This window comes from Nonomuraea guangzhouensis (genome assembly GCF_019396345.1).
GTDB classification, from domain to species: domain Bacteria; phylum Actinomycetota; class Actinomycetes; order Streptosporangiales; family Streptosporangiaceae; genus Nonomuraea; species Nonomuraea guangzhouensis.
This window is the reverse complement of the sequence record NZ_JAHKRM010000017.1, coordinates 245,222-267,242: the sequence shown is the minus strand read 5'-3', so window position 1 is coordinate 267,242 and position 22,021 is coordinate 245,222. Positions and strand designations below refer to the sequence as shown.

Genomic DNA, 22,021 nt, shown 5'->3' with positions numbered 1-22,021 from the left:
TTGCGTAGGACAAGAGACAATCGAGGGCAACAAGGATGATTTCGCAGGTCAGGCTGGGAAGAGGGGTCGCCTTATCGGTCGGCGTCCTGCTTCTGGCCATGTCGGGTGCCACCGCCGCCGGGGCCGTGACCGGGTCGGCCGCCGCCGCGTCGCCCATCACCGTCGAGACGGCCAAGGACACCTATCTCAGCCAGGACGCCCCCACCCGTACGCACGAGACCTACACCTGGCTCTCGGTCTGTGCGGCGACGTGTGACGGCAAGGCCGATTCGGAGCGCCGCGCGCTGGCCTCGTTCACCGTGAGCGGCGTGCCCTCGGGCGCCAAGAACGTCAAGCTCTCGCTGGAGGTGACCGCCGCCCGTACCACCGACACGACGATCGCCGCGAGCAAGGTCACCGGAAGCTGGGCGCCGGCCACGGCGAACTGGGCCGGCAAGCCCGCCTTCGGCACGGCCATCGCCACCGCCAAGGGCCTGGTCAAGGACGAGACCAAGAAGCTCGACGTCACCTCCGCGTACACCGGTAACGGCACCTACGCCTTCGGGCTCTCGTCGACGGCCGGCGCGCAGGGGGTGCTGCACTCGTCCCACTCGACCACGGGCAAGGGCCCCCGCCTGGTGGTGACGTACACGACGGCCACCGCCACGCCGACCTCCGGCCCCCTGCCGTTCGATCTGCCGGCCAAGAGCACGCTGCGTGCCTCCGCCAAGAAGGTGTTCGCGCACTACTTCACGCCGTACCCCATCTCCTTGGACAACAAGGAGGGCAGCGTCGACTACTACGCCAAGAACTACCTCAACCCGGCCGGTGAGAGCGGAAAGCACGCCGCCTACGGCGGGCTGCTGCGCGACCGCCCGAAGCCGCGCGCGGCGCTGTCCGGCGACTACCAGCTCCAGGACATGGAGACCGAGGTCAAGACGGCCGCCGCGGCGGGCATCGACGGCTTCACCGTGGACATGCTCTCGCTGAGCAGCGCCAACTGGACCCGGCTCAAGCTGCTGGTGAAGGCGGCCGAGACGGTCGACACCGGCTTCACCATCGTCCCGATGCCCGACATGACCTCGCTGTCGGCCGACGCCTCGACCCTCGCCGCCTCCCTCGCCGAGCTGGCCGCGTCGAAGTCGAGCTACCGCCTGCCCGACGGGCGCGTCGTCGTTTCGCCGTTCAAGGCCGAGGCCAAGACCGCGGCCTGGTGGGCGGACCTCATCGACATCATGAACACCAAGTACGGCCTCAAGGTCGCCCTCGTGCCGACGTTCCTGAACTTCTCCGCCAACGCCTCGGCCTTCGCCTCCATCAGCTACGGCTTCTCCAACTGGGGCAACCGCAGTCCGGCCGGGCAGACGGGCATCGCGAGCAACATCAAGAAGGCGCACGACCTCGGCAAGATCTGGATGCAGCCGGTCTCCGTCCAGGACGAGCGCCCGAACCAGAGCATCTACGACGAGGCCCTGAACACCCAGAACCTCAAGACCACGTGGCAAGGCTCCATCGACAACGGCGCGGACTGGGTCCAGCTCACCACCTGGAACGACTTCTCCGAAGGCACCCAGTTCACCCCGTCCCCGCACAACGACTCGGCCTACCTGGACATCTCCTCCTACTACCTGACGTGGCTGAAGACCGGCAAGGCCCCGGCGATCGTCCGGGACACGGTCTACCTGACGCACCGCACCCAGCTCGCCGCGGCCAAGCCCACGGGCGGCCAGACGAAGCTGATGGCGCCGCGCTCGGGCACCAGCACGCCCAGGGACGACGTCGAGATCCTGTCGTTCCTCACCGGCGCCGCGACCGTGAACGCCACCATCGGCGGCACGGCCAAGACCTACTCGGCCAAGGCGGGCCTGCAGGCCCAGCTCTACCCGCTGGCCAACGGCACCAACAAGGTCTCCGTGGTCCGCTCCGGGACGACGACGGCCACCGTCACCTCCCCCTGGACCGTGGTGGCCGCCCCCGTCGTGCAGGACCTGCAGTACCACGCGGTCAGCAGCGGACGCTGATCAGTTATACGGAAAGGGCCACCCGAATCACTCGGGTGGCCCTTTCCGTTGCTCCTTCCGGCTGTCAGCACCTCCTGCCGGTGTTGATGCAACGGACGACGGTCTTCATGAGCTGCCTGGACATCACCTCGATGGCGCCGGCGTGGTCGGTGTTCGGGCTCTGCTGCTGGCTGGCGACCCCGTCCAGCGCGAACGGCACGTTCGTACCTTCGGGCTGGGTGTTGGGCACGTTGGCGTAGACCAGCGTCATGCGCAGCTGAGGTACGGCCTTGGTCCCGCTCGGGCAGGCACCGCTCTCGTCGGGGAAGACGACGTGGGTACGGTGGTCGGCGCTGTCGAGGTTCTGGCCGTCCCAGCAACTGGGCATGTCGAGGATCCGGACGACAGAGCTGCCGTCCGGGCAGATCGGATACTTGTCGGTCAGCCTGTCGGTGAAGCCGGTGCAGCTGAACGTCGGCCGGGCGTTGTCCGCGCCGGCGGCCGGGGCATCGGTTGGGGCGTCGGTCTGGGCATCGGTTGGGGCGTCAGCGGGGGCGTCGGTCGCGGTGTCGGTCGGGAGGTCGGTCGGAACGTCGGTCGGCAGGTCGGTCGGCAGGTCGGTCGGAACGTCCGTCGGGAGGTCGCTCGGGGCGTCCGTCGGGGCGTCCGTCGAGGTGTCGGCCGGTGCGTCGGCCGCGCTGTTGGTCACCGCCATCGCGTCGCCGGTGACCAGCCTGAGGAAACGCGGCGCCGCCGTCACCCGCGACACGGCATTGCCGCGGAACTGCAACTGCACCGCGGAGGGCAGCACGGACGTGCTCTTGCCCCCCGTGAGCACCTGCAGGGCCGGCCAGAAGTACGTCGACTGGTCGGCGCTGAAGCGGCAGGTGGTGTCCGCGGCGGCCAGGCTCTCGTTGGTGGAGAAGGCGTCGGTGGACTCGTTACCCACGTAGTTGTTCACGTGCTGGGCGCCGTTGGACACGCCCGGAGCGGTGATGACGTTGTCGGAGTTGGTGTGGCTCTCCTGGCCCGTACCGCACTTGGAGACGAAGGTGCCGCTGGACTCGGTCAGCTTCGGCTGCTGTACGGGGGAGACCGCCTGGATGTCGATGAAGTCGTCGGCCGACGGGCCGGCGGTCCTGGCAGCGCCCGAAGAAGCGGAGGCGGAGCTCAGCTTGCAGGTGGACAGGGCCTCTACCGGGAGGTTGGGGCGTGCCGCTACCCGGCCGATGGCGGTGGCCATGCGGTTGATGGTGGCGGTTCGTTTGTCGGCCAGGGGGCCGAGGATGGCGTTCTGGATGAAGTTGGGGCCGCCCTCTCCGGCTGAGGTGACCAGGCGTTTGTTGGCTTCGGCGATCTGGGTGTCGAGCAGGGCGAGGTTGCGGTCGATCTCGGCCTTGGCCGCTGCGGGGATCTCCGGAAGTTTGTCCGCCACGCTCGGGCAGGTGATCTTTTTGCTGCCGGTGCTGGGAGGTGCGGTGGTCGCCTCGTCGGACGGAGGCGAAGTGGGGGACTCGGGGGCGGCGGTGGCAGTGGCAGTGGCGCCGCCGCTGCTGAGCTTGCAGGTGGACAGGGCCTCTACCGGGAGGTTGGGGCGTGCCGCTACTCGGCCGATGGCGGTGGCCATGCGGTTGATGGTGGCGGTTCGTTTGTCGGCCAGGGGGCCGAGGATGGCGTTCTGGATGAAGTTGGGGCCGCCTTCTCCTGCTGAGGTGATCAGGCGTTTGTTGGCTTCGGCGATCTGGGTGTCGAGCAGGGCGAGGTTGCGGTCGATCTCGGCCTTGGCCGCTGCGGGGATCTCCGGAAGTTTGTCCGCCACGCTCGGGCAGGTGATCGTCTTAGCCGTGCCCTCGGGCGCCGGAGCGTCAGAGGTCCCCGGTGTCGCCGAGGCAGAGGCCTCAGGCGCCGGGGTCTCGGTGGCAGTGCCGCCGCCGCTGCCGAGCTTGCAGGTGGACAGGGTGGCCACCGAGAGCTCGGGGCGTGCCGCCACTCGGCCGATGGCCGTAGCGATGCGGTTGATCGTGGCCGTTCGCTTGTCGGCCAGGGGGCCGAGGATGGCGTTCTGGACGAAGTTCGGGCCGCCCTCTCCGGCCGAGGTGACCAGCCGTTTGTTCGCTTCGGCGATCTGCGTGTTCAGCAGGGCGAGGTTGCGGTCGACCTCAGCTTGCGCCGCTGCCGGAATCTCCGGAAGTTTGTCGGCCACACTCGGGCAGGTGATCGTGTCTGCGCGGGCGGACATGTTCGTCAAGGTTATCGACTGCCCTGCTGCGGGGGACCCCGCAAGGACGAGAGTGATACCTCCGACTAAGGAAACAACAGCCAACCATGGCCTGAATGGCCTGCTCCCCGAGGCATTCGCCATACGGGCACTCCTCTCGGGTTAGGAACGTGAACCGGAAAGCCCGGTTTTCCTGAGCTACGGGACAGCACCCGCCATGGTTCACTCCCCGGCAAATTCACTCGTCGGCAGGAATTATCGAAATAAATCCGGCGGGCATTGAACTGATGTCCGTTATTCCGCGTATATCGCTACTATTACCGCGCTGGATTTTCCCCACACGCAGGGCGAATGCCGTGGCCAGGACGGTCCTCACACCGCCATGAGATGGGTCGTGATGGCCCTATGCACCTAACCAAGCGCTTGCTACGCTCCGATCATGTTGTCCACGATCGTCTGGGGCACCGGCAACGTCGGCCGCGCGGCCATCCGTGCCGTCGAGGCCCACCCGGCGTTGCGGCTCGCGGCCGTACTCGTCCATGACCCCGGCAAGGTCGGCCGCGACGCCGGCGCGCTCGCCGGGCTCGGCGCCGATCTGGGGATCGCGGCGACCGACGACGTCGACGCGGCGCTGGCCACCGGTCCCCGCGCCGTCGTCTACGCGGCGTCCGGCGACATCCGTCCCGACGAGGCCCTCGCCGACATCATCCGGGCGATTCGCGCCGGAGCCGTGGTCGTCACGCCCTCCTTGTACGCGCTCTACGACCAGCGCAACGCCCCGCCGGAGCTGCGCGAACCGGTGCTGGCCGCCATCGCGGACGGCGGCGGCTCGCTGTTCGTCTCCGGCGTCGACCCCGGCTGGGGCAACGACGTGCTGCCCCTGCTGATCAGCGGACTCGGCGGCACCGTGGACGTGCTCCGCTGCCAGGAGATCTTCGACTACTCCACCTACGACCAGCCCGACTCGGTCCGGTACCTGGTCGGCATGGGCCAGCCGATGGACTACGAACCGCCGATGATCGCGCCGACGGTCCCGACCATGGTGTGGGGCGGCCAGGTACGGCTGATGGCCAGAGCCCTCGGCGTCGAACTCGACGAGATCCGCGAGACCGTGGACCGGCGCCCGCTCGACGCGACGGTGGCCACCGAGACGATGGGCGACTTCGAGGCGGGCACCCAGGGCGCGGTCCGGTTCGAGGTGCAGGGCATCGTCGAGGGCGAGCCCCGCATCGTCATCGAGCACGTCACCCGCATCCACCCGTCCTGCGCGCCGGACTGGCCGGCCCCGCCCGACGGCCAGGGCGCGCACCGGGTGATCATCGAGGGCCGCCCGCGCATCGAGGTCACGGTCGAGGCCACCGACGAGGGCGGCAACCGGGCCGCGGGCGGGAACGCCACCGCGGTCGGCCGCCTGGTGAACGCCATCGACTGGCTCGCGGACGCCGAACCCGGCCTCTACGACGCGCTCGACGTCCCCCTGCGCCCCGCGATCGGCAAACTCGGGAGGAAACAACCATGAACCTCGACATCCCCGAGGGAAAGGACGCGATCGAGTACGTGTGGGGTGAGATGGTGCCCGGCATCGGGATCGCCGCCTCGCACTTCTCCCTGTCGGTGTACGCCCACACGACCCTCGGGCTCCGTGAGTTCGAGGCTGCCCGGCTGCGGATCGCGCAGATCAACGGCTGCGCCTTCTGCCTCGACTGGCGTACCGAACGAGACGGGCAGAAGGTCGAGGAGGAGTTCGCCGACGCGGTCACGCGATGGCGCACCACCGACGCCTTCGACGATCGCACCCGGCTGGCCGCCGAGTACGCCGAGCGGTACGCCCTGGATCACCACGGCCTCGACGACGAGTTCTGGACGCGGATGACCGCGCACTACAGCCAGCTGGAGATCGTCGAGCTGAGCATGAGCCTCGGCTCCTGGCTGGCGTTCGGACGGCTCAACCACGTACTGGGCCTCGACACCGTGTGCAGACTGCCCAGCGGCCCATCGCCCGCCCCCAAGCGGGCTTTCTAACCAACACGGCCTTCTGACCAACACAAAGGCGCGAGCAACATGCAGGACCTGTTCTCATCCCACCGAGAGTAAGGACCATCGGATGAGTGACAACACCCCCCGCGGTACCGGTTCCAAAGGTGTCTCGCGCCGCGGATTCATCGCGGGAACCGTGGGCGCCCTGGCCCTCACAGCCCACCCCACGGCGGCCCGGGCGGCGGCCGGCCCGATCGGCAACGGGGCCCACGTCGCGGCCCTGGTGATCGGGACCGGATACGGCGGCTCCGTCGCCGCGCTCCGTCTCGCCCAGGCGGGCGTCGACGTACACATGATCGAGATGGGCATGGCCTGGGACACCCCCGGCTCCGACGGCAAGATCTTCTGCAGCACGCTCTCGCCGGACAACCGCTCCTACTGGTTGCGCACCAGGACCAAGGCGCCCCTCAACTACTTCCTCGGCTTCCCGATCGACCGGGACATCTCCCGCTACACCGGGGTCCTGGACGCCGAGGAGTTCAGCGGCATCACGGTCTACCAGGGTCGCGGCGTCGGCGGTGGTTCGCTGGTCAACGGTGGCATGGCGGTCACCCCCAAGCGGGAGAACTTCGCCGCCATCCTCCCGTCGGTCAACGCCGACGAGATGTACGGCACCTACTACCCGCGCGCCAACGCCGGGCTCGGGGTCGGCACGATCAGATCGGCCTGGTTCGACTCCACCGACTGGTACCAGTTCGCCCGGGTCGGCCGTAAGCACGCCCAGCGCTCCGGCTTCCCGTTCGTCTTCGTGCCCGACGTGTACGACTGGAACTACATGGAGCAGGAGGCGGCCGGCACCGCCACCAAGTCGGCCCTGGCCGGCGAGATCCTCTACGGCAACAACTACGGCAAGAAGTCCCTGCAGAAGACCTACATCGCCCAGGCCAAGGCCACCGGCAAGGTCACCATCTCACCGCTGCACAAGGTCACCTCGGTCGCCCCGGCGGCCGGCGGCGGCTACACGGTCGTCATCCAGCAGATCAACACCACCGGCGACACCACGGCCACCAAGACCGTGACCGCCGACCGGGTGTTCTTCGCCGCCGGCAGCGTCGGCACCAGCAAGCTGCTGGTCAAGCTGAAGGCCACCGGCGCGCTGCCCAACCTGAACGCCGAGGTCGGCAAGGGCTGGGGCGACAACGGCAACGTCATGTGCGGCCGCGCCAACCACCTGTGGGACCCGACCGGCAGCTCCCAGTCGACCATTCCCTGCGCCGGCATCGACAACTGGGCGGCCGGTGGCGCGTTCGCCGAGGTCGCCCCGCTGCCCACCGGGATCGAGACCTTCGCCTCGTTCTATCTGTCGATCACCAAGAACCCGAACCGCGCCCAGTTCTCCTGGAACGCCACGACGGGACAGGTCGACCTGAACTGGCAGACCGCCTGGAAGCAACCGGGCATCGACATGGCCAAGACGATCTTCGACAAGATCAACTCAACGGAGGGGACGATCTACCGGACCGACCTCTTCGGCGTCTACAAGATCTGGGGGGACCACCTCACGTACCACCCGCTCGGGGGCGCGGTCCTGAACAAGGCCACCGACAACTACGGCCGCCTGGCCGGCTACCCGGGCCTGTACGTCATCGACGGCTCGTTGATCCCCGGCAACACCAGCGTGAACCCGTTCGTCACCATCACGGCCCTCGCCGAACGGAACATCGAAAAGATCATCGCCACCGACCTGTAGCACTCGATCGGCCCCGTAGCGCTTGGCCGGACCTGTAGCGCTTGGTCGGTCCTGTAGTGCTTGGTCGGTCCTGTGGCGCTCGGTCGGTCCTGTAGTGCTTGGTCGGTCCTGTGGCGCTCGGTCGGCCTTGTGACGATCGGCCAGTCGAAAGGGGCCGCGGCCTGCTCGCCGCGACCCCTTTTTCCGCTTTTTTCCGCGCTCAGTCGCCTAACCCAGATTCACCCGGGTGATCGCGTTGACCCGGGTCGCCATGATGTTCACGTTGAACACCGACATGTTGGTGGTAGCCGTAGTGGCGCTGCACCGCAGCCGAACCACCCCGGTGGTCGCCACAGCACGGGCGGTGCCCGTCGACAGGCTCGCGAGCTGACCGTTGGGGCCGACCGTGGAGACGACACTGGTGTTGTTGGTGCTGCTCTCGCTGATGATCAGGAATGAGCAGGCCAGGGCCGCCGCTGTGGCGGTGTTGTTGCGGGCCGTGAGGGTCGCCACAGCGGTCCAATTGCCGGCCGGAACGTTGAACACGTAGTCGGCAAAGGTGTCGGCCGTCACCGTCCTGGTGGCGAACGTGTCGGCGATGATCACCTCAGGCGGCACCGCGGCGTTCGCCGGGGCCGCCAGTCCGACGCCGACGATCAGCGCCACCCCCGCGACCATGGCCACCCACAGCCCGCGCACCCTCGTGAGAACCGCAGTAAACATGAAACATCACTCCTCGCATCTGGGGCAGCGTCCGCTGCCCACCCGATGCTCAGATGGTCTCGATCGCCGTTGCAGTCCCGTTGCAAGTTGTCGGCCGGGGCCGTGACGCGGTCCGCCTGATCGACTTGCGCCCGTGACGTCGTGCTGTCTGCGCCCGTGACGCCGCGCGCTCGATTGGCCCGCGCCCGTGCGGCGGGTGCTCGTGCGGGTAAAACGGGTGGCGGGACGCCGGGGTCGGTCGGCATCGTGGCTGCATGGCCGAATCGCGCCGCAGGGCGCTGCCCGTTGACTATGACGATGACCCGGGCCGTTTCGCGGCGAATCGGCTGGCGACGCCCAGAGACATCCATCCCTTGGTGTCGGCCCGCATGGCGGCGGAGCGGGTCCGCCCGGTGCTGGACGTCGGCGGCGGCACCGGTGTGCTGGGACGGCTGCTCGCCGACGCCGGTGTGCCCACGGTCGTGCTCGACGCCGCGGCGCACGTCGTACAGGCGCCCCGGCCCGCGGTGCGAGCCGACGCGCTGGCGCTCCCGTTCACCGACGGCGTCTTCGGCGGCGCGGCCGCGTTGTGGATGCTGTACCACTTCGCCGACCCCGCGCGGGTGCTGACCGAGGTCCGCCGGGTGCTGCGGCCCGGAGGACTGCTGGCGGTCTCGGCGCCCAGCCGGCACAACGACCCCGAGTTGTCGTCGGTCCTGCCTGAATGGGGGCGGCCGCTGAGCTTCGACGCGGAGTTGGCGCCCGCTGTCGTCGGCGAGGTTCTGGACGTGGTGGCGGTGACCTCCTGGGACGAGCCGCTGCTGCACCTACCCGACCGGGAGGCCGTCACCCTCTACCTCCGGGGCCGCGGCCTGACCGAGCCGGCGGCGCGCGCCGCCGCACTCCGCGTGGCCACCCCGTTGCGGGTGACCAAGAGGGGATCACTCATCTGGGCCCGCCGACAGTGATCGGAGAGCCCGGCTCATTGTGGTGAGCGGCCCAAGGACCGCCGGCCGGATCTGAAGCAGATCCAGGCCGGGGATCGCGGTCACCGGCACCGGCAGAGAGAGGCTCAGGGGGCGTTGGTGTTCTGCGCGGCCTGGTAGACGGCCATCGCCTCGTTCCCGAAGAAGGGGCCGAACATGAAATCGGGGGCGAAGTCGTACTTGAAGCTGTTCACGGAGTTCAGCCACCCGAGCCCGGTGGACTCGTTGAACCCCTGGAACCACGGCCCCCCGCTCGCCCCGCCGGTCATGTTGCAGCGCAGCCCCTGGTCCCTGGTCATCACGGTGTCGTTGAACGCGCGCCCGCTGCAGTAGACCAGCTTCGACCCGTCGAAGGGCGGCGCCGCCGGATAGCCGAACGAGAACATCTGCCGCTGCCTGGGCTGGTTGAACGCCACCCCCTGCCCGCCCACGACGTCGGTCAGCGTCCGGCCCTGGAGCGGCGCGACCACAGCGGCGGCCACGTCGAAGTTGATGTCCTCGCGAGCGTTCCACTGTTGCGTGGTCAGCAGCCTGCTGGCCACCCAGGTGCCGAACGGGCGCCGGCCGTTGTCGAAGGCCGGGATGAACACCCAGTTCCGGTGAGAAGCACCGCCCTCCTTCACGCAGTGCCCGGCGGTGATCACGACGCTCTCGTTGGCGCTGGTCACGGCCGAGCCGGAGCAGGAGGCGTTGCCGCCGTTGGCGGTGGTGAAGAAAACGCGTCCGGTGGTACGCACGACGGCACCGCCGTCGACCCACCGGAGGCCGGGGCTGTTGGGCACCCGGGCCTGCTCCTGGGCCGCGACGCCCTGGACCGTCAATGGGGTGCCCTGGGTGGCGCCGGCCGTGGCGACGCGGGTGGTCCACGGGGTGCGCTGGGTCGTGGTGGTAGAGGCGCCTCGCGTGGCCCACGGCGTGCCCTGGGTCGGCGAGCCCGACCGGTTGGAGCGTCGTGGCGTGGGCTCGTCGAGCGGCTGCGCCGCCATCACGCGCTGCTGCGTCCAGTACTGAAGGACGGTCCTGCGCTCCGACCAGGAGTCCGTGGCGGACCACCTGACGGGCGTGGGGTCGGCGCTGACCCTGCCACCACTGGCCTGGGCGGCACCCGCGGGGACCAGGGCACCTGCCACGGTCAGCGCGACGGCGGAGAGCAGGGCGACTCTGCGGTGCATTACATACCTCCCGAAACCGGAATCTGCCATCAGGAGGTACGTACGGCGCTATGAATCTTCCTCAAGGCATACGCAAACGGGTATAGCGGCATTTCGCGACGACCTCGCGAGGGCCGGCCGGGAGTTGCTCGCCCTCGACCACACCACGCCAGTGGGCCTGCAGCCGCAGACGAGGCGCAGGAGGTGTCGGCGATGGCGTGGCGGACGGTCAAGCTCAGGGCGCCGGCACCTGGTTCGCGGCTGAGCGGCGCGCCAGGGAAGGCCGTGCGGCTTGTCGTTCCCTGCCCGTGATGCCTCGGTGGCGTCAAGTCGGGGCATCTTGGGCTTGCAATGACGCCATTATGACGCCATAGTTGTGTCATGGACCTCGCGCCGTACGTAGACCAGCTCCGCCGTGAACTCACGATCGCCGCCGAGGCAGGCGGCGAGGACGCTCGTGCGCTCGCCGAGCGGCTCGCCCTGACGCTCGAGCCGGCCACCCGGCTCGCCCTGCTGGAGGCCCTCTCCGCCGCCGCGGACGAGATCACCCGCGACCTCGCACCGGGTTCGGTCGAAGTACGCCTGCGCGGACCCGATCCCGGCTTCGTGGTGACGCCACCACCGATCGGTCAGCCGTTCGGCGAGCCTGGGCACGCCGAGAGGGGTGCCAGGCCGCCGGACGCCGACGAGGGCGGGACGTCGCGGATCTCGCTCCGCGTTCCCGAGCAGCTCAAGCCGCGCATCGAAGAGGCGGCCGGCCGAGACGGGCTCTCGGTCAACACCTGGCTCGTCCGCGCCGTCTCCGCCGCGCTCGAACCCGACGTCGGAGGCCGGCGCGCGGGCCCGCGGACCCTGCGGAGCCACAGCGGCTGGGTCCGCTAGGTGCAGCCAAAACAGCCGGAACGCTTAACCCATAAGGGGACCGTCATGCCAACGTTCGCCACCCCCGAGCCCATCTCCGTAATGATCGATCTCGCGGCCGCCAAAGTCCGGATCAACGCGAGTGATCGCACCGACACCGTCGTCGACATACGCCCCGGTGACGAGTTCAGCGAGACCGACCGGCACGCCGCCGAGCAGGTCCAGGTCGAGTACGCCGACGGCCGGCTGCTCGTGAAGGCGGACAAGAACCGGCCCGCTCCGCCGTCCGGTTGGGGCGACTCGATCGACAAGCTGGTCGAGGCGCCCAGGATCTGGGCACGTTCGCTGCTTGGCTGGGGCGGCACGGTCGACGTGACGATCGACCTGCCGGCCGGCTCCCGCGTCGAGGCGAACGCGGCGGCGGACTTCCGCTGCAGGGGGCGCCTCGGTGAGGTGAAGTTCGCCGCTTCCTACGGCGACATCCGGCTTGAGGAGGCCGGCCGGCTGCAGCTCAAGACGGGGTCCGGGGACATCTCGGTGACCCGGTCGGTGGGGCACGCCGACATCACCAGTTCCAACGGCGACATCCGGATCGGCGAGATCGACGGCACGGCGGTGGTCAGGACCTCCAACGGCGACCTCAGGCTCGGCTCGGTGACCGGCGAGCTCCGGCTGAAGACCGCGTACGGCGACATCACCGTCGACCGCGCCCTGGCCGGAGTCGCCGCCAAGACCGCGTACGGCAGTGTCCGGATCGGCGAGGTGGTGTCCGGCGCGGTCGTCCTGGAGACCGCCGGTGGCCGGCTCGAACTCGGGATCCGGGAGGGCACCGCCGCCTGGCTGGACGTGAGCTCGCAGTACGGCAGCGTGGACGTCTCCCTGGACGACTGCGCCGGCCCTGGCCAGTCCGACGAGACCGTCGAGGTGCGGGCCCACACTGCCTATGGCGACATCGTGATCCACCGTTCGTGAAACAGAACGAAACACCAGAAGGAGAAGATCTCATGCCCCCAGCGATCGTGGCCGAAGGCCTGGTCAAGAGATACGGCGACGTGGTCGCCCTGGACGGGATCGATCTGTCGGTCCCGCAAGGAACGGTGTTCGGGTTACTCGGCCCGAACGGCGCCGGCAAGACGACGACCGTGCGGATCCTGACCACGCTGCTGAAGCCGGACGGCGGACATGCCACGGTCGCCGGACTGGACGTCGTGGCCGACGCGCAACGGCTGCGCTCGCACATCGGGGCGTCCGGGCAGTACGCGGCGGTGGACGAGCACCTCACCGGCGCCGAGAACCTGGAGATGGTCGGCCGTCTCTACCACCTGGGCACAAAACGCAGCAAACAGCGCGCCAGAGAGTTGCTGGACCGCTTCGACCTCACGGAGGCGGGTGACCGCCAGGTGCAGGGCTACTCCGGCGGCATGCGGCGCAGGCTCGACCTGGCCGGCGCGCTGGTGGCCGACCCGCCGGTGCTGTTCCTGGACGAGCCCACGACCGGCCTGGACCCCCGCGCCAGGGTGAGCCTGTGGGAGGTCATCGCCGACCTGGTCGCCGGTGGCACGACGGTCCTGCTCACCACTCAATATCTGGAGGAGGCCGACCGGCTCGCCGACCGGATCGCGGTGGTCGACCACGGAGGGGTGATCGCGCTCGGCACCGCCAACGAGCTCAAGGACCAGGTCGGGGGCGACCGGATCGAACTTTCGGTGACCAGCGCCGCCGATCTGGAGACCGTACGCCGGGTGCTGGCGCCGCTGGCCGTCGCCGAGGTCTGGACCGACCCCACCGCCCTGCGCGTCACCATCCCGGTGGCGGGCGGCGCCGCCTCGCTCACCACCGCCCTGGGCCGCCTGGCCGCCGAGGGCGTCGCCGTACGTGACGCCGGGCTGCGGCGGCCGACCCTGGACGAGGTCTTCCTGAGCCTCACCGGCCACCAGGCCGGCACCCACGACACCAAGGAGACGGTCCGATGAACGCCCTTCAGATGGCCGTCGCCGACGGCATGACGATCAGCAAGCGCAACGCGCTCAAGATCAGGCGAGCCCCCGACCTGCTCGGCGGCGTGATCATCCTGCCGATCGTGTTCGTGCTGCTGTTCGCGTACGTGTTCGGCAGCATGATCGACCTGCCCGGCATCTCCTACCAGGAATATCTGCTCCCGGGGATCTTCGTCCAGACGATCGTCACCAGCGCGCAGATCACCGGCTACACGCTCACCCAGGACCTGCAGAAGGGCATCTTCGACCGGTTCCGCACGCTGCCGATGGCGCCGACGGCGGTGCTGGTCGGGCAGACGCTCTGCGACATGCTCATGAACATCACCAGCATCGTCGTGATGGCGCTGGTCGGGCTGCTGGTCGGCTGGCGCGTCCACTCCTCGCCGTTGGAGGCGCTCGGGGGGTTCCTGTTGCTGCTGTTCTTCTCGTACGCGTTCTCCTGGGTGACGGCGACGGTCGCGCTGGCCCTGCGTACGCCCGAGGTGTTCAACAACATCGCCACGCTCGTGTCGTTCCCGCTGGTCTTCCTGTCCAACGCGTTCGTCGACAGCGCGCGGCTGCCCGGCCCGCTCAAGCCCATCGCCGAATGGAACCCGGTCTCGACGTTCGTCCAGGCGGCGCGCGAGCTGTTCGGCAACACCACTCCGCTCAGGCCGGTGCCCGACGCGTGGCCGCTCCAGCACGCGGTGCCGGTGTCGGTGGGGTGGTCGGTGCTGATCCTGGTGGTGTTCGTCCCGCTGGCCACGCGCCTGTACAAGCGAGCGGTCAGCCAGTGACGTCAGTCCTCGTGGGCGCGCGCGAACGTCAGCGTCTCACCCCGGGCACCGGCCATCCAGATGTCCTGGCAGGCGGCGGCCATCTCCGCGAGTCCCTCGACGACGGTGCCGAAGACGTTGCCCGGCACCCAGCCCTGGTCGCCGTTGAGCAGCAGGTTGTTGCGCCCGTAGAACAGCGCCAGGTCGATGATGTGTGACAGGTCCTTGGGACCGCCGCCGCTCTCGTAGCCGTGCGAGGGAGTGGCGAGATCATTGGCGTCGAACGCGAAGTAACACAGATCACCGGGAATGGGCGTGACCGTGGTGTTCTCCTTCCCGGGCTCGACTGCCGCGAACGCCGGCACCAGGTTGTAGATCTCGTTACGGGCGTACTTGCCGTGGAAGACCTGACCGGACAGCGGCAGCGCGTCCCAGACGGCGGCCGCGGTGCGCGGCGCCTCGTCGTCGAGCAGCCGGGCGGTGCAGGAAACGCCGCGCGATTCCAGCGAGACCGTGATGTAGCGAGCCATGGGGATTCTCCTCAATCGTCAGTCAGGGGCGGGCGAGCGGCGGCCGCGCGGAGGTCCAGGTGGTGGCCGCCTCATAGGAGCGGGCGGCCCGCAGCACGAGCGCGTCGGCGTGCCGGGGGCCGATGATCTGCAGGCCGACGGGCAGCCCGGCGGAGGTGAATCCGCAGGGCACGCTCGCGGCGGGCTGCTGGGTCATGTTGAACGGGTACGTGTACGGGGTCCAGCTGGTCCAGTCCTCGGAGTGCCAGCCCTTCGGGGCGTCCATCCCCTTGGGGAACGCGGTGATCGGCAGGGTCGGGGTCAGCAGCAGGTCGTACGTCTGGTGGAAGCGCCCCATCCGTACCCCGAGGTCCATCCGCACCGCCGTGGCGTCCAGATAGTCCGCGGCGCTGGCGGCCATGGCGCGCATGACGCCGCGGCGCAGCCCGGGGTCGACCCGCTCCAGGGCGCCGGGCCCATAGGCGTCGACGACCTTGGCCGCGCCGGTGAACCACAGGACGTGGAAGGCCTCGACGGGGTCGGCGAAGCCGGGATCGATCTCCTCGACGTCGGCCCCCGCCTCGGCCAGCACGGCCGCGGCGGTACGGACGGCGGCCTCGACCTCGGGGTCGTTGCGCACGTACCCGAGCGTGGGGGAGAAGGCGACGCGCAGGCCGCGGACGCCGTCGTCGAGCCCGTCGCGGAACGAGGTCGCCGGGGTCGGCAGCGCCGACCAGTCGCGCGCGTCGAAACCGGTGAGGATGTCGAGCATCAGGGCGGCGTCGGTGACGGTGCGGGTCATGGGCCCGCCGTGCGACAGGGTGCCGAACGGGCTGGCGGGCCACATCGGGATGAGGCCGTACGTCGGCTTGATGGTGACCGTTCCGGTGAAGGCGGCGGGGATGCGGACCGATCCGCCGCCGTCGGTGCCGACCGACCAGGCCCCCATGCCCAGCGCGACCGCTGCCGCGCTGCCACCGCTCGATCCGCCGGCGGTCAGCTCGGCGTTCCACGGGTTTCCGGTGGCGCCGTGCCGCGGGGAGTCGGTGACGCCCTTCCAGCCGAACTCGGGGGTGGTGGTCTTGCCCAGCAGCACGGCTCCGGTCTCGCGCAGCCGGGCCACGGCCGGGGCGTCCTCCGGCCACGGTCCCTGCTCGTCGATGAGGTTGGTGCCGCGCAGGGTCGGCCAGCCGCGGGTGTACAGGATGTCCTTGATCGAGGTGGGTACGCCGTCGCCGGGTCCCTGGGTGCGGCCGTCGCGCCAGCGGGCCTCGGACTCCGCCGCGGCGGCCAGCGCGGCCTCGGCGTCGACCAGGACGAAGGCGTTCACGTCGTCGTTGGCGGCCTCGATCGCGGCGAGCGCGGCGCGGGTGGCCTCCACCGGGGACACGCTGCGGTCGCGGTAGCCGGCGATCAGTTCGGTGGCGCTCAGCCGGGTCAGGTCGGTCATCATGGCTCCCTAGGCGTCTGCGGGACTCGGCTGCGGCCGGCTCTGCTGGGGGTGGGCGGGGACGAACCCGAGCCGCTTGTCAACGACGTTGACGAGCTCCTCGCCGTCGAGCCAGCGGACGGCGTTGTCGGTGAACTGCCGGGCCAGCGTGTCGAGCCAGCCGACGGTGTCACCGGACATGTGCGCGGACACGACCACGCCGGGCGCGCTCCACAGCGGATGGTCCCGTGGCAGCGGCTCGGTCGCGAACACGTCCAGCGACGCCCCCGCGATCTGCCCGCCCGCCAGGGCCGCGACCAGGTCGTCCTCGACGACGCAGGGGCCGCGCCCGACGTTGATCAGGTGCGCGGTGGGCTTCATCGCGGCCAGCACCGTGGCGTCGATGAGTCCCCGGGTCGCCTCGGTCAGGGGCGCGACCATGATGACGTGGTCGGCCCAGCCCACGTGCGCCGCCAGTTCGCCGCTGGCAACGACGGTGCCGAAGTCGGGGTCGACGGCCCGCGCGGTGCGGCCGGCCCCCCGTACGTCCATGCCGACGGCGCGGAGCAGCCGGGCCGTCTCGCGCCCGATGGCGCCGGTGCCCACGATCAACGCCGTGGTGCCGGCCACCGGCAGGGTCTCCCGGTGCTTCCACGTACGGGCGAGCTGCAGGTCGTGGCTGCGGTGGAGATCCTTGGCGAAGGCGAGCACCGAGCCGAGCACGAACTCGGCGATGGGCCGGTCGAAGACGCCACGCGCGTTGGTGACGATGACGTCGGAGTCGTTGAGCTCATCGAAGAGGAGCTTGTCCACGCCGGCCGCGGCCACGTGGATCCACCGCAGTGACCCGGCGTGATCCCAGATCTGACGTACGGCGCTGGAGAAGAAGTCCCACAGGAAGAGGGCGTCCGCGTCGGCCACGGCGGCGGCCAGGCCGTCGGCGTCGCAGTAGCGGACCGTCGCGCGCTCCTCGACGACCCGCATGTGCGGAGGGGGCGGGCCCCCGGCCGCGCAGAGCACGGCGATGATCGGTTTGCCGTCGGATCCTGCCATGGGCGCCTCCCCGTTCGCTCGCCACCTGGGCCGCGGCCCAACGTAGGAGAGCTACGTATGATTGTCAACAATGCATCGATCCTGCATGATGGCGACACGGCTCCACACTCGCACGGGGCCGGCCCCCATGATCGCAGGAGACCTGTCCATGACCACGAACACGAGCACCGCACCGCCCGGACCGCCGGTCCAGACCGGCGTCGGCGTGATCGTCCCGTACGACATGGCGCTGGATCGGGAGCTGTGGCGCTGGACGCCCGACGACGTGGCCTTGTTCTTCACCCGTACCCCGTTCTCGCCGATGCCGGTGACGGTGGAGATGGCGGAGCACGTCAGTGACAGCGCTGCCGTCAGCCGTTGCACCCGGGACCTGATCACGGTCTCGCCCGCGGTGTACGCCTACGGCTGTACGTCGGGCAGCTTCGTGCGCGGCGTACGGGGAGAGCGGCAACTGGTCGAGGCGATGCGTGCGGCCGGGGCCCCCGCGGCGGTCACGACGTCCGGTGCCCTGCTGGCGGCTCTGAAGCAGTTGGCCGCCGTGCGCGTGGCGATCGCCACCCCGTACGACCCGGATGTGACCGAGCGGCTGGGCCTGTTCCTGCGGGAGGCCGGCGTGGACGTCGTCGGCAGCTCCCACCTGGGGCTGAGCGCCGACATCTGGAAGGTCCCTTACGCGCGCACCGCCGAACTCGTCGCCCAGGCCGACCACGCCGAGGCCGACGCGATCGTGATCTCGTGCACCAACCTGCCGACCTACGACGTCATCGCCCCGCTCGAGGCACGGCTCGGCAAACCGGTGATCAGCGCGAACCAGGCGACCATGTGGGCGGCACTGCGGGCCATCGGCCGCCGGGCGACAGGGCCGGGGCAGCGTCTCCTCGGCGACCACTGAAATGAGGTTTTGCTAGTGCAGCAGTCTTTCCCCGGCCCGGATGCCGCCGAGTACGCGCGACGGCTCACCCGCGTACAGGAGGGCATGGCGGAACGCTCGTTCGCCGCCCTGCTGGTGACGGATCCGGCCAACATGTACTACCTCACCGGCTACAACGCCTGGTCCTTCTATACGCCGCAGTGTCTGGTGGTGCCGGCCAGTGGTCCGCCGGTGCTGTTCGCCCGCGCGATGGACGCCGCCGGAGCCGGTTTCACCGCCTGGCTGCCGCCGGAGCAGATCGAGGGCTACCCGGAGGAGCTGGTCCACCGCCCGAAGGTGCACCCGTACGACTGGATCGCCGAACGCATTCGCGAACGCGGCCTGATCGAGACCGGCCAGGACGGGTGCGTGGGCATCGAGGGCGACTCCGCGTTCTTCACGGCCCGCGGCTACCTCGCGCTGCGGGCGGGACTCCCGCACGTCCGGCTTGAGGACAGCCAGGAGCTGGTCAACTGGGTACGCGTGGTCAAGTCCGACCACGAACTCGCCCAGATGCGGATCGCCGGGTCGATCGCGCAGCAGGTCATGGAGGTGGCGCTGGCGGCCGTGGCCCCGGGGCGACGCCAGTGTGACGTCGTCGCCGAGATCGCCGCCGCGCAGGCGCGCGGCACGGCCGAGCACGGCGGCGACTACCCGGCGCTCGTGCCGATGCTGCCCACCGGCAAGGGAGCCGGTACGCCGCATCTGACCTGGACCGAGGAGGAGTTCCGCGTCGGTGAGGCCACGACGATCGAGCTCGCGGGCGTGTACCGGCGCTACCACGCGCCGCTGGCCCGCACCATCATGCTCGGCGAGCCGCCCCGCCGGCTCGCCGACACCGCGGCGATCGTCCGCGACGGCATGGCCGAGGTGCTGGCCACGCTCCGCCCCGGACGGACCGCCCACGAGATCCACGCCGCGTGGAACGCCGTCATCAGCGCGCACGGCCTGACCAAGGAGTCCCGGATCGGCTACTCCATCGGTCTGGGATACCCGCCGGACTGGGGCGAGCGCACCATCAGCCTGCGGCCCGACGAACACACCGTGCTCGAAGCCGGTATGTGCTTCCACGTCATCCTCGGCATGTGGATGGACGACTGGGGATACGAGCTGTCCGAACCCGTCGCGCTGACCACCGACGGGGTCGAGCGGCTGACCGACCTCACCCAGAACCTCACGATCGGACGGTGAACATGATGACGCGGACCGCCGCGCAGGTGCCGCTCGCGGCACGGGCGGCAGGACTGGTCGGGTCGGTCATCGACTCGAGCACGTCGCTGCTGCAGAAGCAGTCGCACGACATCGTCCGCTTCGCGATGGGCAGCCCCGCCGCCGAAGCGGTCCCCACGCGGCTCCTGGCCGCGATCGGCGCCGCCGAACTGGGCTCGGCCCACGCCTACGACTACGCCGCGACCGAGGGCGACCCCCGGCTGCGGGAGGCGGTGCTCGGCATGCTGTCGGGCACCGGCGAGGCGACGACCCCCGACCGGCTGACCATCACCAGCGGCGGGATGCAGGGCATCGACCTGGCCTGCAAACTCTTCGTCGACCCCGGCGACCTGGTCGTCGTCGAGTCGCCGACCTACACCAACGGCAGCGCCACCGTCATGTCGTACGGCGGAGAGGTCCTCGAAGCGCCCGTGGACGACGACGGGCTGGTCGTCGAGGCCCTGCCGGAGCTCGTCGAGCGGGCCGGCCGCCCGCCGAAGGCGATCTACACGATCCCGAACTTCCAGAACCCCTCCGGCACCACCATGTCGCTCACGCGGCGGCTCGCGCTCATCGAGCTCGCCCGCGCATGGGGGGCGATCGTCATCGACGACGACCCGTACGGCTGGCTGCGCTTCGCCGGCGAGGACCTGCCCAGCCTGCGCGAGCTGGGTGGCGGGGGTGCGGAGGTGTTCTCGGTGCGTACCTTCTCGAAGGTGCTGGCGCCGGGCCTGCGGGTGGGCTGGGTCGACGCGGCCCCCGAGCTCGGCCAGTTGCTGATCAACGCCAAGCAGGCCATGGACACCTGCGCCAACCTGCCCGCGCAGCTCCTGGTGGCCCGGTTCCTCGAGGACGGCCACCTCACCGAGCACCTGAGCGGCCTGCGCGTGGAATACCTGCGGCGCAAGGCCGGTATGCAGCGGGCGCTCACCGAACACCTCGGCGACATCGCGAGATGGACCAGCCCGGACGGCGGCTTCTTCCTGTGGGTGACGCTGCCGGAGGAGGTGGACGCGCAGGAGCTGTTCGAGGTGGGGCTGGCCGAAGGGGTCGCCTTCATCCCCGGCTCGGCCTTCTCGCCCAGCGGCCGATTCCGCAACGCCCTGCGGCTGTGCTTCGCGTCGACCACTCCGGAGCGCACCCTGGAGGGTGTACGCCGGCTGCGCCGCGCGATCGACCTGGTGACGACGGGGGCTCAGCATGGCTGACGGCGAGGCGATCAACGCGACCGACCGCGAGGCGATCAACGCGACCGACGGCGAGGCGATCAACGCGACCGACCGCGAAGCGATCACCGCGGCCGAACACGCGGTCCTCGACCTGATCACGCTTGACGAGATCCGCGATATCGCGGTGGACCTGGTCCGGGCGGTGGGGCAGAACCCGCCCGGCGAGGAGGGGCCGACCGTGGACGTGCTCGCCGCCGCCTGCGCGGCGCGTGGCCTGGCGGTGACGACCACCGAGGTGGAGCCCGGCCGGTCCAACGTGTCGGCGGTCCTCGCCGGGGGATCCGGGCCCGGGTTGCTGCTGCTCGGGCACACCGACGTGGTGCCCGTGGGCGACAACTGGACCGTGCCGCCCTTCGGTGGAGAGGTCCGGGACGGCCGGCTGTTCGGGCGCGGCTCGGCGGACATGAAGGGCGGTCTCGCCGCGTGCGTGGTGGCGCTGTCCGCGCTGCGGCGGGCCGGAGCCGCACTCACCGGTCCGGTCGAGCTGGCCGCCGTGGTCGACGAGGAGGAGACCGGCAAGGGCGTCCGGGCCTACCTCGCCGACGGCGACCGTTCCGGCTTCGCCGGGTGCGTCGTGGCGGAACCCACCGACCTGCAGACGATCATCGCGGCGCGCGGTGACTCGTACGTCGAGATCGCGGTCACCGGGCGGGCTGCCCACTCCGGCAAGCCCTCGGACGGGCTCAACGCCATCTACGGCGCCGCCGCGGTGGTGACCGAGCTCGAACGCTGGCACGGTGAGCTGTCGGACGCGCGGCACCCGCTGGTCGGGGCCGCCACGTGGAGCGTCGGTCAGATCGCCGGCGGCACCGGTACGTCCACCGTTCCGGCCGAGTGCCTGATCACCGCCGACCGGCGGCTGCTGCCCGACGAGAAGGGGGAGACCGTGCTGGCCGAGACGACCGGCCGGATCGACGCCCTGCGCCTGGACGAGCGTGGGCTGGGCGTCGCGGTCACCATGACGATGCAGATGCCCGGGTTCGAGACGGCGCCGGACCATCGGCTGGTCGCGACGGCCAAGCAGGCGGTCGGCGACGCCGGCGGGCCCGATCTGCCGCTGGCGGGATGGACCGCCGCGTGCGACGGCGGATTCATCGCCCGCGACGCCGGGGTTCCGGTGATCGTGCTCGGCCCCGGCTCGGTCGCCGAACAGGCGCACCGGGCCGACGAGTCGGTCAGCCTCGACGAGCTCGTGGTCGCGGCCCGCACTTATGCGCTGTGCGCGATGCGGCTACTCACCGGCTGAACGGGGTCGCCTTCGCGGCCGGCACCGGCGTTCGGTGTCGGCTGCGGTCTGTATCGGCGTTCGGTGTCGGCCGTAGTCCGC

19 protein-coding genes are annotated in these 22,021 nt (G+C 70.1%); 13 read left to right on the top strand and 6 right to left on the bottom strand.

Annotation, left to right across the window (positions count from 1 at the left end; genetic code table 11):
* Positions 1 to 98: 98 nt before the first annotated feature.
* Positions 99 to 2,000, top strand: a complete 1,902-nt coding sequence (locus tag KME78_RS33420; RefSeq protein WP_246652516.1) for a glycoside hydrolase family 71 protein — start codon at positions 99 to 101, stop codon at positions 1,998 to 2,000.
* Between the two features lie 64 nt (positions 2,001 to 2,064).
* On the opposite strand, the gene KME78_RS33415 is transcribed toward KME78_RS33420, so the two are convergent.
* The gene (locus KME78_RS33415) at positions 2,065 to 4,218 is read right to left on the bottom strand and encodes a DUF1996 domain-containing protein (RefSeq protein WP_219533389.1); all 2,154 of its coding nucleotides are present in this window, start codon (positions 4,216 to 4,218) and stop codon (positions 2,065 to 2,067) included.
* A 418-nt stretch (positions 4,219 to 4,636) separates the two neighbouring features.
* Here KME78_RS33415 and KME78_RS33410 point away from each other — a divergent pair, with 418 nt between their 5' ends.
* The 3 genes from KME78_RS33410 to KME78_RS33400 all read left to right on the top strand — a co-directional run bounded on the left by KME78_RS33410 (position 4,637) and on the right by KME78_RS33400 (position 7,924).
* Entirely contained in the window at positions 4,637 to 5,716 is a 1,080-nt protein-coding gene (locus KME78_RS33410; protein ID WP_219533388.1) for an NAD(P)H-dependent amine dehydrogenase family protein, read from the top strand.
* Complete coding sequence (locus KME78_RS33405) at positions 5,713 to 6,219, top strand: carboxymuconolactone decarboxylase family protein (RefSeq protein ID WP_219533387.1); 507 nt, start codon at positions 5,713 to 5,715, stop codon at positions 6,217 to 6,219. The genes KME78_RS33410 and KME78_RS33405 overlap by 4 nt, the downstream gene beginning before the upstream one ends.
* Positions 6,220 to 6,301: 82 nt before the next feature.
* Positions 6,302 to 7,924, top strand: a complete 1,623-nt coding sequence (locus KME78_RS33400; RefSeq protein WP_219533386.1) for a GMC oxidoreductase — start codon at positions 6,302 to 6,304, stop codon at positions 7,922 to 7,924.
* Positions 7,925 to 8,131: 207 nt separating this feature from the next.
* Here KME78_RS33400 and KME78_RS33395 read toward each other — a convergent pair whose 3' ends face one another.
* Complete coding sequence (locus KME78_RS33395) at positions 8,132 to 8,626, bottom strand: hypothetical protein (protein ID WP_219533385.1); 495 nt, start codon at positions 8,624 to 8,626, stop codon at positions 8,132 to 8,134.
* A gap of 254 nt (positions 8,627 to 8,880) precedes the next feature.
* Here KME78_RS33395 and KME78_RS33390 point away from each other — a divergent pair, with 254 nt between their 5' ends.
* Complete coding sequence (locus KME78_RS33390) at positions 8,881 to 9,573, top strand: class I SAM-dependent methyltransferase (RefSeq protein WP_219533384.1); 693 nt, start codon at positions 8,881 to 8,883, stop codon at positions 9,571 to 9,573.
* Positions 9,574 to 9,677: 104 nt separating this feature from the next.
* On the opposite strand, the gene KME78_RS33385 is transcribed toward KME78_RS33390, so the two are convergent.
* Positions 9,678 to 10,763 carry a trypsin-like serine peptidase gene (locus KME78_RS33385; RefSeq protein WP_219533383.1) on the bottom strand — a complete coding sequence of 362 codons (1,086 nt, stop codon included), beginning with the start codon at positions 10,761 to 10,763 and terminating at the stop codon, positions 9,678 to 9,680.
* A 360-nt stretch (positions 10,764 to 11,123) separates the two neighbouring features.
* Between KME78_RS33385 and KME78_RS33380 the strand changes: the two genes are divergently transcribed.
* The 4 genes from KME78_RS33380 to KME78_RS33365 are packed head-to-tail and all read left to right on the top strand — an operon-like array spanning position 11,124 to position 14,376.
* Positions 11,124 to 11,624 (top strand): hypothetical protein, encoded by a 501-nt coding sequence (locus KME78_RS33380; protein ID WP_219533382.1) that lies wholly within the window; start codon positions 11,124 to 11,126, stop codon positions 11,622 to 11,624.
* 45 nt (positions 11,625 to 11,669) lie between these two features.
* Complete coding sequence (locus tag KME78_RS33375) at positions 11,670 to 12,575, top strand: DUF4097 family beta strand repeat-containing protein (protein ID WP_219533381.1); 906 nt, start codon at positions 11,670 to 11,672, stop codon at positions 12,573 to 12,575.
* Positions 12,576 to 12,607: 32 nt separating this feature from the next.
* Positions 12,608 to 13,576 (top strand): ATP-binding cassette domain-containing protein, encoded by a 969-nt coding sequence (locus tag KME78_RS33370; RefSeq protein ID WP_219533380.1) that lies wholly within the window; start codon positions 12,608 to 12,610, stop codon positions 13,574 to 13,576.
* Positions 13,573 to 14,376 carry an ABC transporter permease gene (locus KME78_RS33365; RefSeq protein ID WP_219533379.1) on the top strand — a complete coding sequence of 268 codons (804 nt, stop codon included), beginning with the start codon at positions 13,573 to 13,575 and terminating at the stop codon, positions 14,374 to 14,376. The genes KME78_RS33370 and KME78_RS33365 overlap by 4 nt, the downstream gene beginning before the upstream one ends.
* Before the next feature lie 2 nt (positions 14,377 to 14,378).
* Here the strand turns inward: KME78_RS33365 and KME78_RS33360 are convergent, their stop codons facing one another.
* Genes KME78_RS33360 through KME78_RS33350 form a run of 3 tightly spaced genes read right to left on the bottom strand, consistent with a single transcriptional unit; the run spans position 14,379 to position 17,346 of the window.
* On the bottom strand, positions 14,379 to 14,885 hold the full coding sequence (locus tag KME78_RS33360; RefSeq protein WP_246652515.1) for a DUF3830 family protein: 507 nt from the start codon (positions 14,883 to 14,885) through the stop codon (positions 14,379 to 14,381).
* A gap of 22 nt (positions 14,886 to 14,907) precedes the next feature.
* Entirely contained in the window at positions 14,908 to 16,317 is a 1,410-nt protein-coding gene (locus KME78_RS33355) for an amidase (protein ID WP_246652514.1), read from the bottom strand.
* A gap of 6 nt (positions 16,318 to 16,323) precedes the next feature.
* Positions 16,324 to 17,346 carry a D-2-hydroxyacid dehydrogenase gene (locus KME78_RS33350; protein WP_219533378.1) on the bottom strand — a complete coding sequence of 341 codons (1,023 nt, stop codon included), beginning with the start codon at positions 17,344 to 17,346 and terminating at the stop codon, positions 16,324 to 16,326.
* A 148-nt stretch (positions 17,347 to 17,494) separates the two neighbouring features.
* On the opposite strand from KME78_RS33350, the gene KME78_RS33345 reads away from it, so the two are divergent.
* The 4 genes from KME78_RS33345 to KME78_RS33330 are packed head-to-tail and all read left to right on the top strand — an operon-like array spanning position 17,495 to position 21,940.
* Entirely contained in the window at positions 17,495 to 18,238 is a 744-nt protein-coding gene (locus KME78_RS33345; RefSeq protein ID WP_219533377.1) for a maleate cis-trans isomerase family protein, read from the top strand.
* A gap of 15 nt (positions 18,239 to 18,253) precedes the next feature.
* Entirely contained in the window at positions 18,254 to 19,447 is a 1,194-nt protein-coding gene (locus tag KME78_RS33340) for a M24 family metallopeptidase (protein WP_219533376.1), read from the top strand.
* 2 nt (positions 19,448 to 19,449) lie between these two features.
* Positions 19,450 to 20,673 (top strand): aminotransferase-like domain-containing protein, encoded by a 1,224-nt coding sequence (locus KME78_RS33335; protein WP_246652554.1) that lies wholly within the window; start codon positions 19,450 to 19,452, stop codon positions 20,671 to 20,673.
* Positions 20,666 to 21,940 (top strand): M20 family metallopeptidase, encoded by a 1,275-nt coding sequence (locus KME78_RS33330; RefSeq protein ID WP_219533374.1) that lies wholly within the window; start codon positions 20,666 to 20,668, stop codon positions 21,938 to 21,940. Before KME78_RS33335 ends, KME78_RS33330 begins: the two co-directional genes overlap by 8 nt.
* The last annotated feature ends 81 nt before the right edge of the window (positions 21,941 to 22,021 follow it).

Coding starts and splice junctions, on each gene's coding strand:
- KME78_RS33420 (WP_246652516.1), top strand. CDS start 99: ATGTCGGGTGCCACCGCCGCCGGGGCCGTGACCGGGTCGGCCGCCGCC.
- KME78_RS33415 (WP_219533389.1), bottom strand. CDS start 4,218: ATGTCCGCCCGCGCAGACACGATCACCTGCCCGAGTGTGGCCGACAAA.
- KME78_RS33410 (WP_219533388.1), top strand. CDS start 4,637: ATGTTGTCCACGATCGTCTGGGGCACCGGCAACGTCGGCCGCGCGGCC.
- KME78_RS33405 (WP_219533387.1), top strand. CDS start 5,713: ATGAACCTCGACATCCCCGAGGGAAAGGACGCGATCGAGTACGTGTGG.
- KME78_RS33400 (WP_219533386.1), top strand. CDS start 6,302: ATGAGTGACAACACCCCCCGCGGTACCGGTTCCAAAGGTGTCTCGCGC.
- KME78_RS33395 (WP_219533385.1), bottom strand. CDS start 8,626: ATGTTTACTGCGGTTCTCACGAGGGTGCGCGGGCTGTGGGTGGCCATG.
- KME78_RS33390 (WP_219533384.1), top strand. CDS start 8,881: ATGGCCGAATCGCGCCGCAGGGCGCTGCCCGTTGACTATGACGATGAC.
- KME78_RS33385 (WP_219533383.1), bottom strand. CDS start 10,763: ATGCACCGCAGAGTCGCCCTGCTCTCCGCCGTCGCGCTGACCGTGGCA.
- KME78_RS33380 (WP_219533382.1), top strand. CDS start 11,124: ATGGACCTCGCGCCGTACGTAGACCAGCTCCGCCGTGAACTCACGATC.
- KME78_RS33375 (WP_219533381.1), top strand. CDS start 11,670: ATGCCAACGTTCGCCACCCCCGAGCCCATCTCCGTAATGATCGATCTC.
- KME78_RS33370 (WP_219533380.1), top strand. CDS start 12,608: ATGCCCCCAGCGATCGTGGCCGAAGGCCTGGTCAAGAGATACGGCGAC.
- KME78_RS33365 (WP_219533379.1), top strand. CDS start 13,573: ATGAACGCCCTTCAGATGGCCGTCGCCGACGGCATGACGATCAGCAAG.
- KME78_RS33360 (WP_246652515.1), bottom strand. CDS start 14,885: ATGGCTCGCTACATCACGGTCTCGCTGGAATCGCGCGGCGTTTCCTGC.
- KME78_RS33355 (WP_246652514.1), bottom strand. CDS start 16,317: ATGATGACCGACCTGACCCGGCTGAGCGCCACCGAACTGATCGCCGGC.
- KME78_RS33350 (WP_219533378.1), bottom strand. CDS start 17,346: ATGGCAGGATCCGACGGCAAACCGATCATCGCCGTGCTCTGCGCGGCC.
- KME78_RS33345 (WP_219533377.1), top strand. CDS start 17,495: ATGACCACGAACACGAGCACCGCACCGCCCGGACCGCCGGTCCAGACC.
- KME78_RS33335 (WP_246652554.1), top strand. CDS start 19,450: ATGATGACGCGGACCGCCGCGCAGGTGCCGCTCGCGGCACGGGCGGCA.
- KME78_RS33330 (WP_219533374.1), top strand. CDS start 20,666: ATGGCTGACGGCGAGGCGATCAACGCGACCGACCGCGAGGCGATCAAC.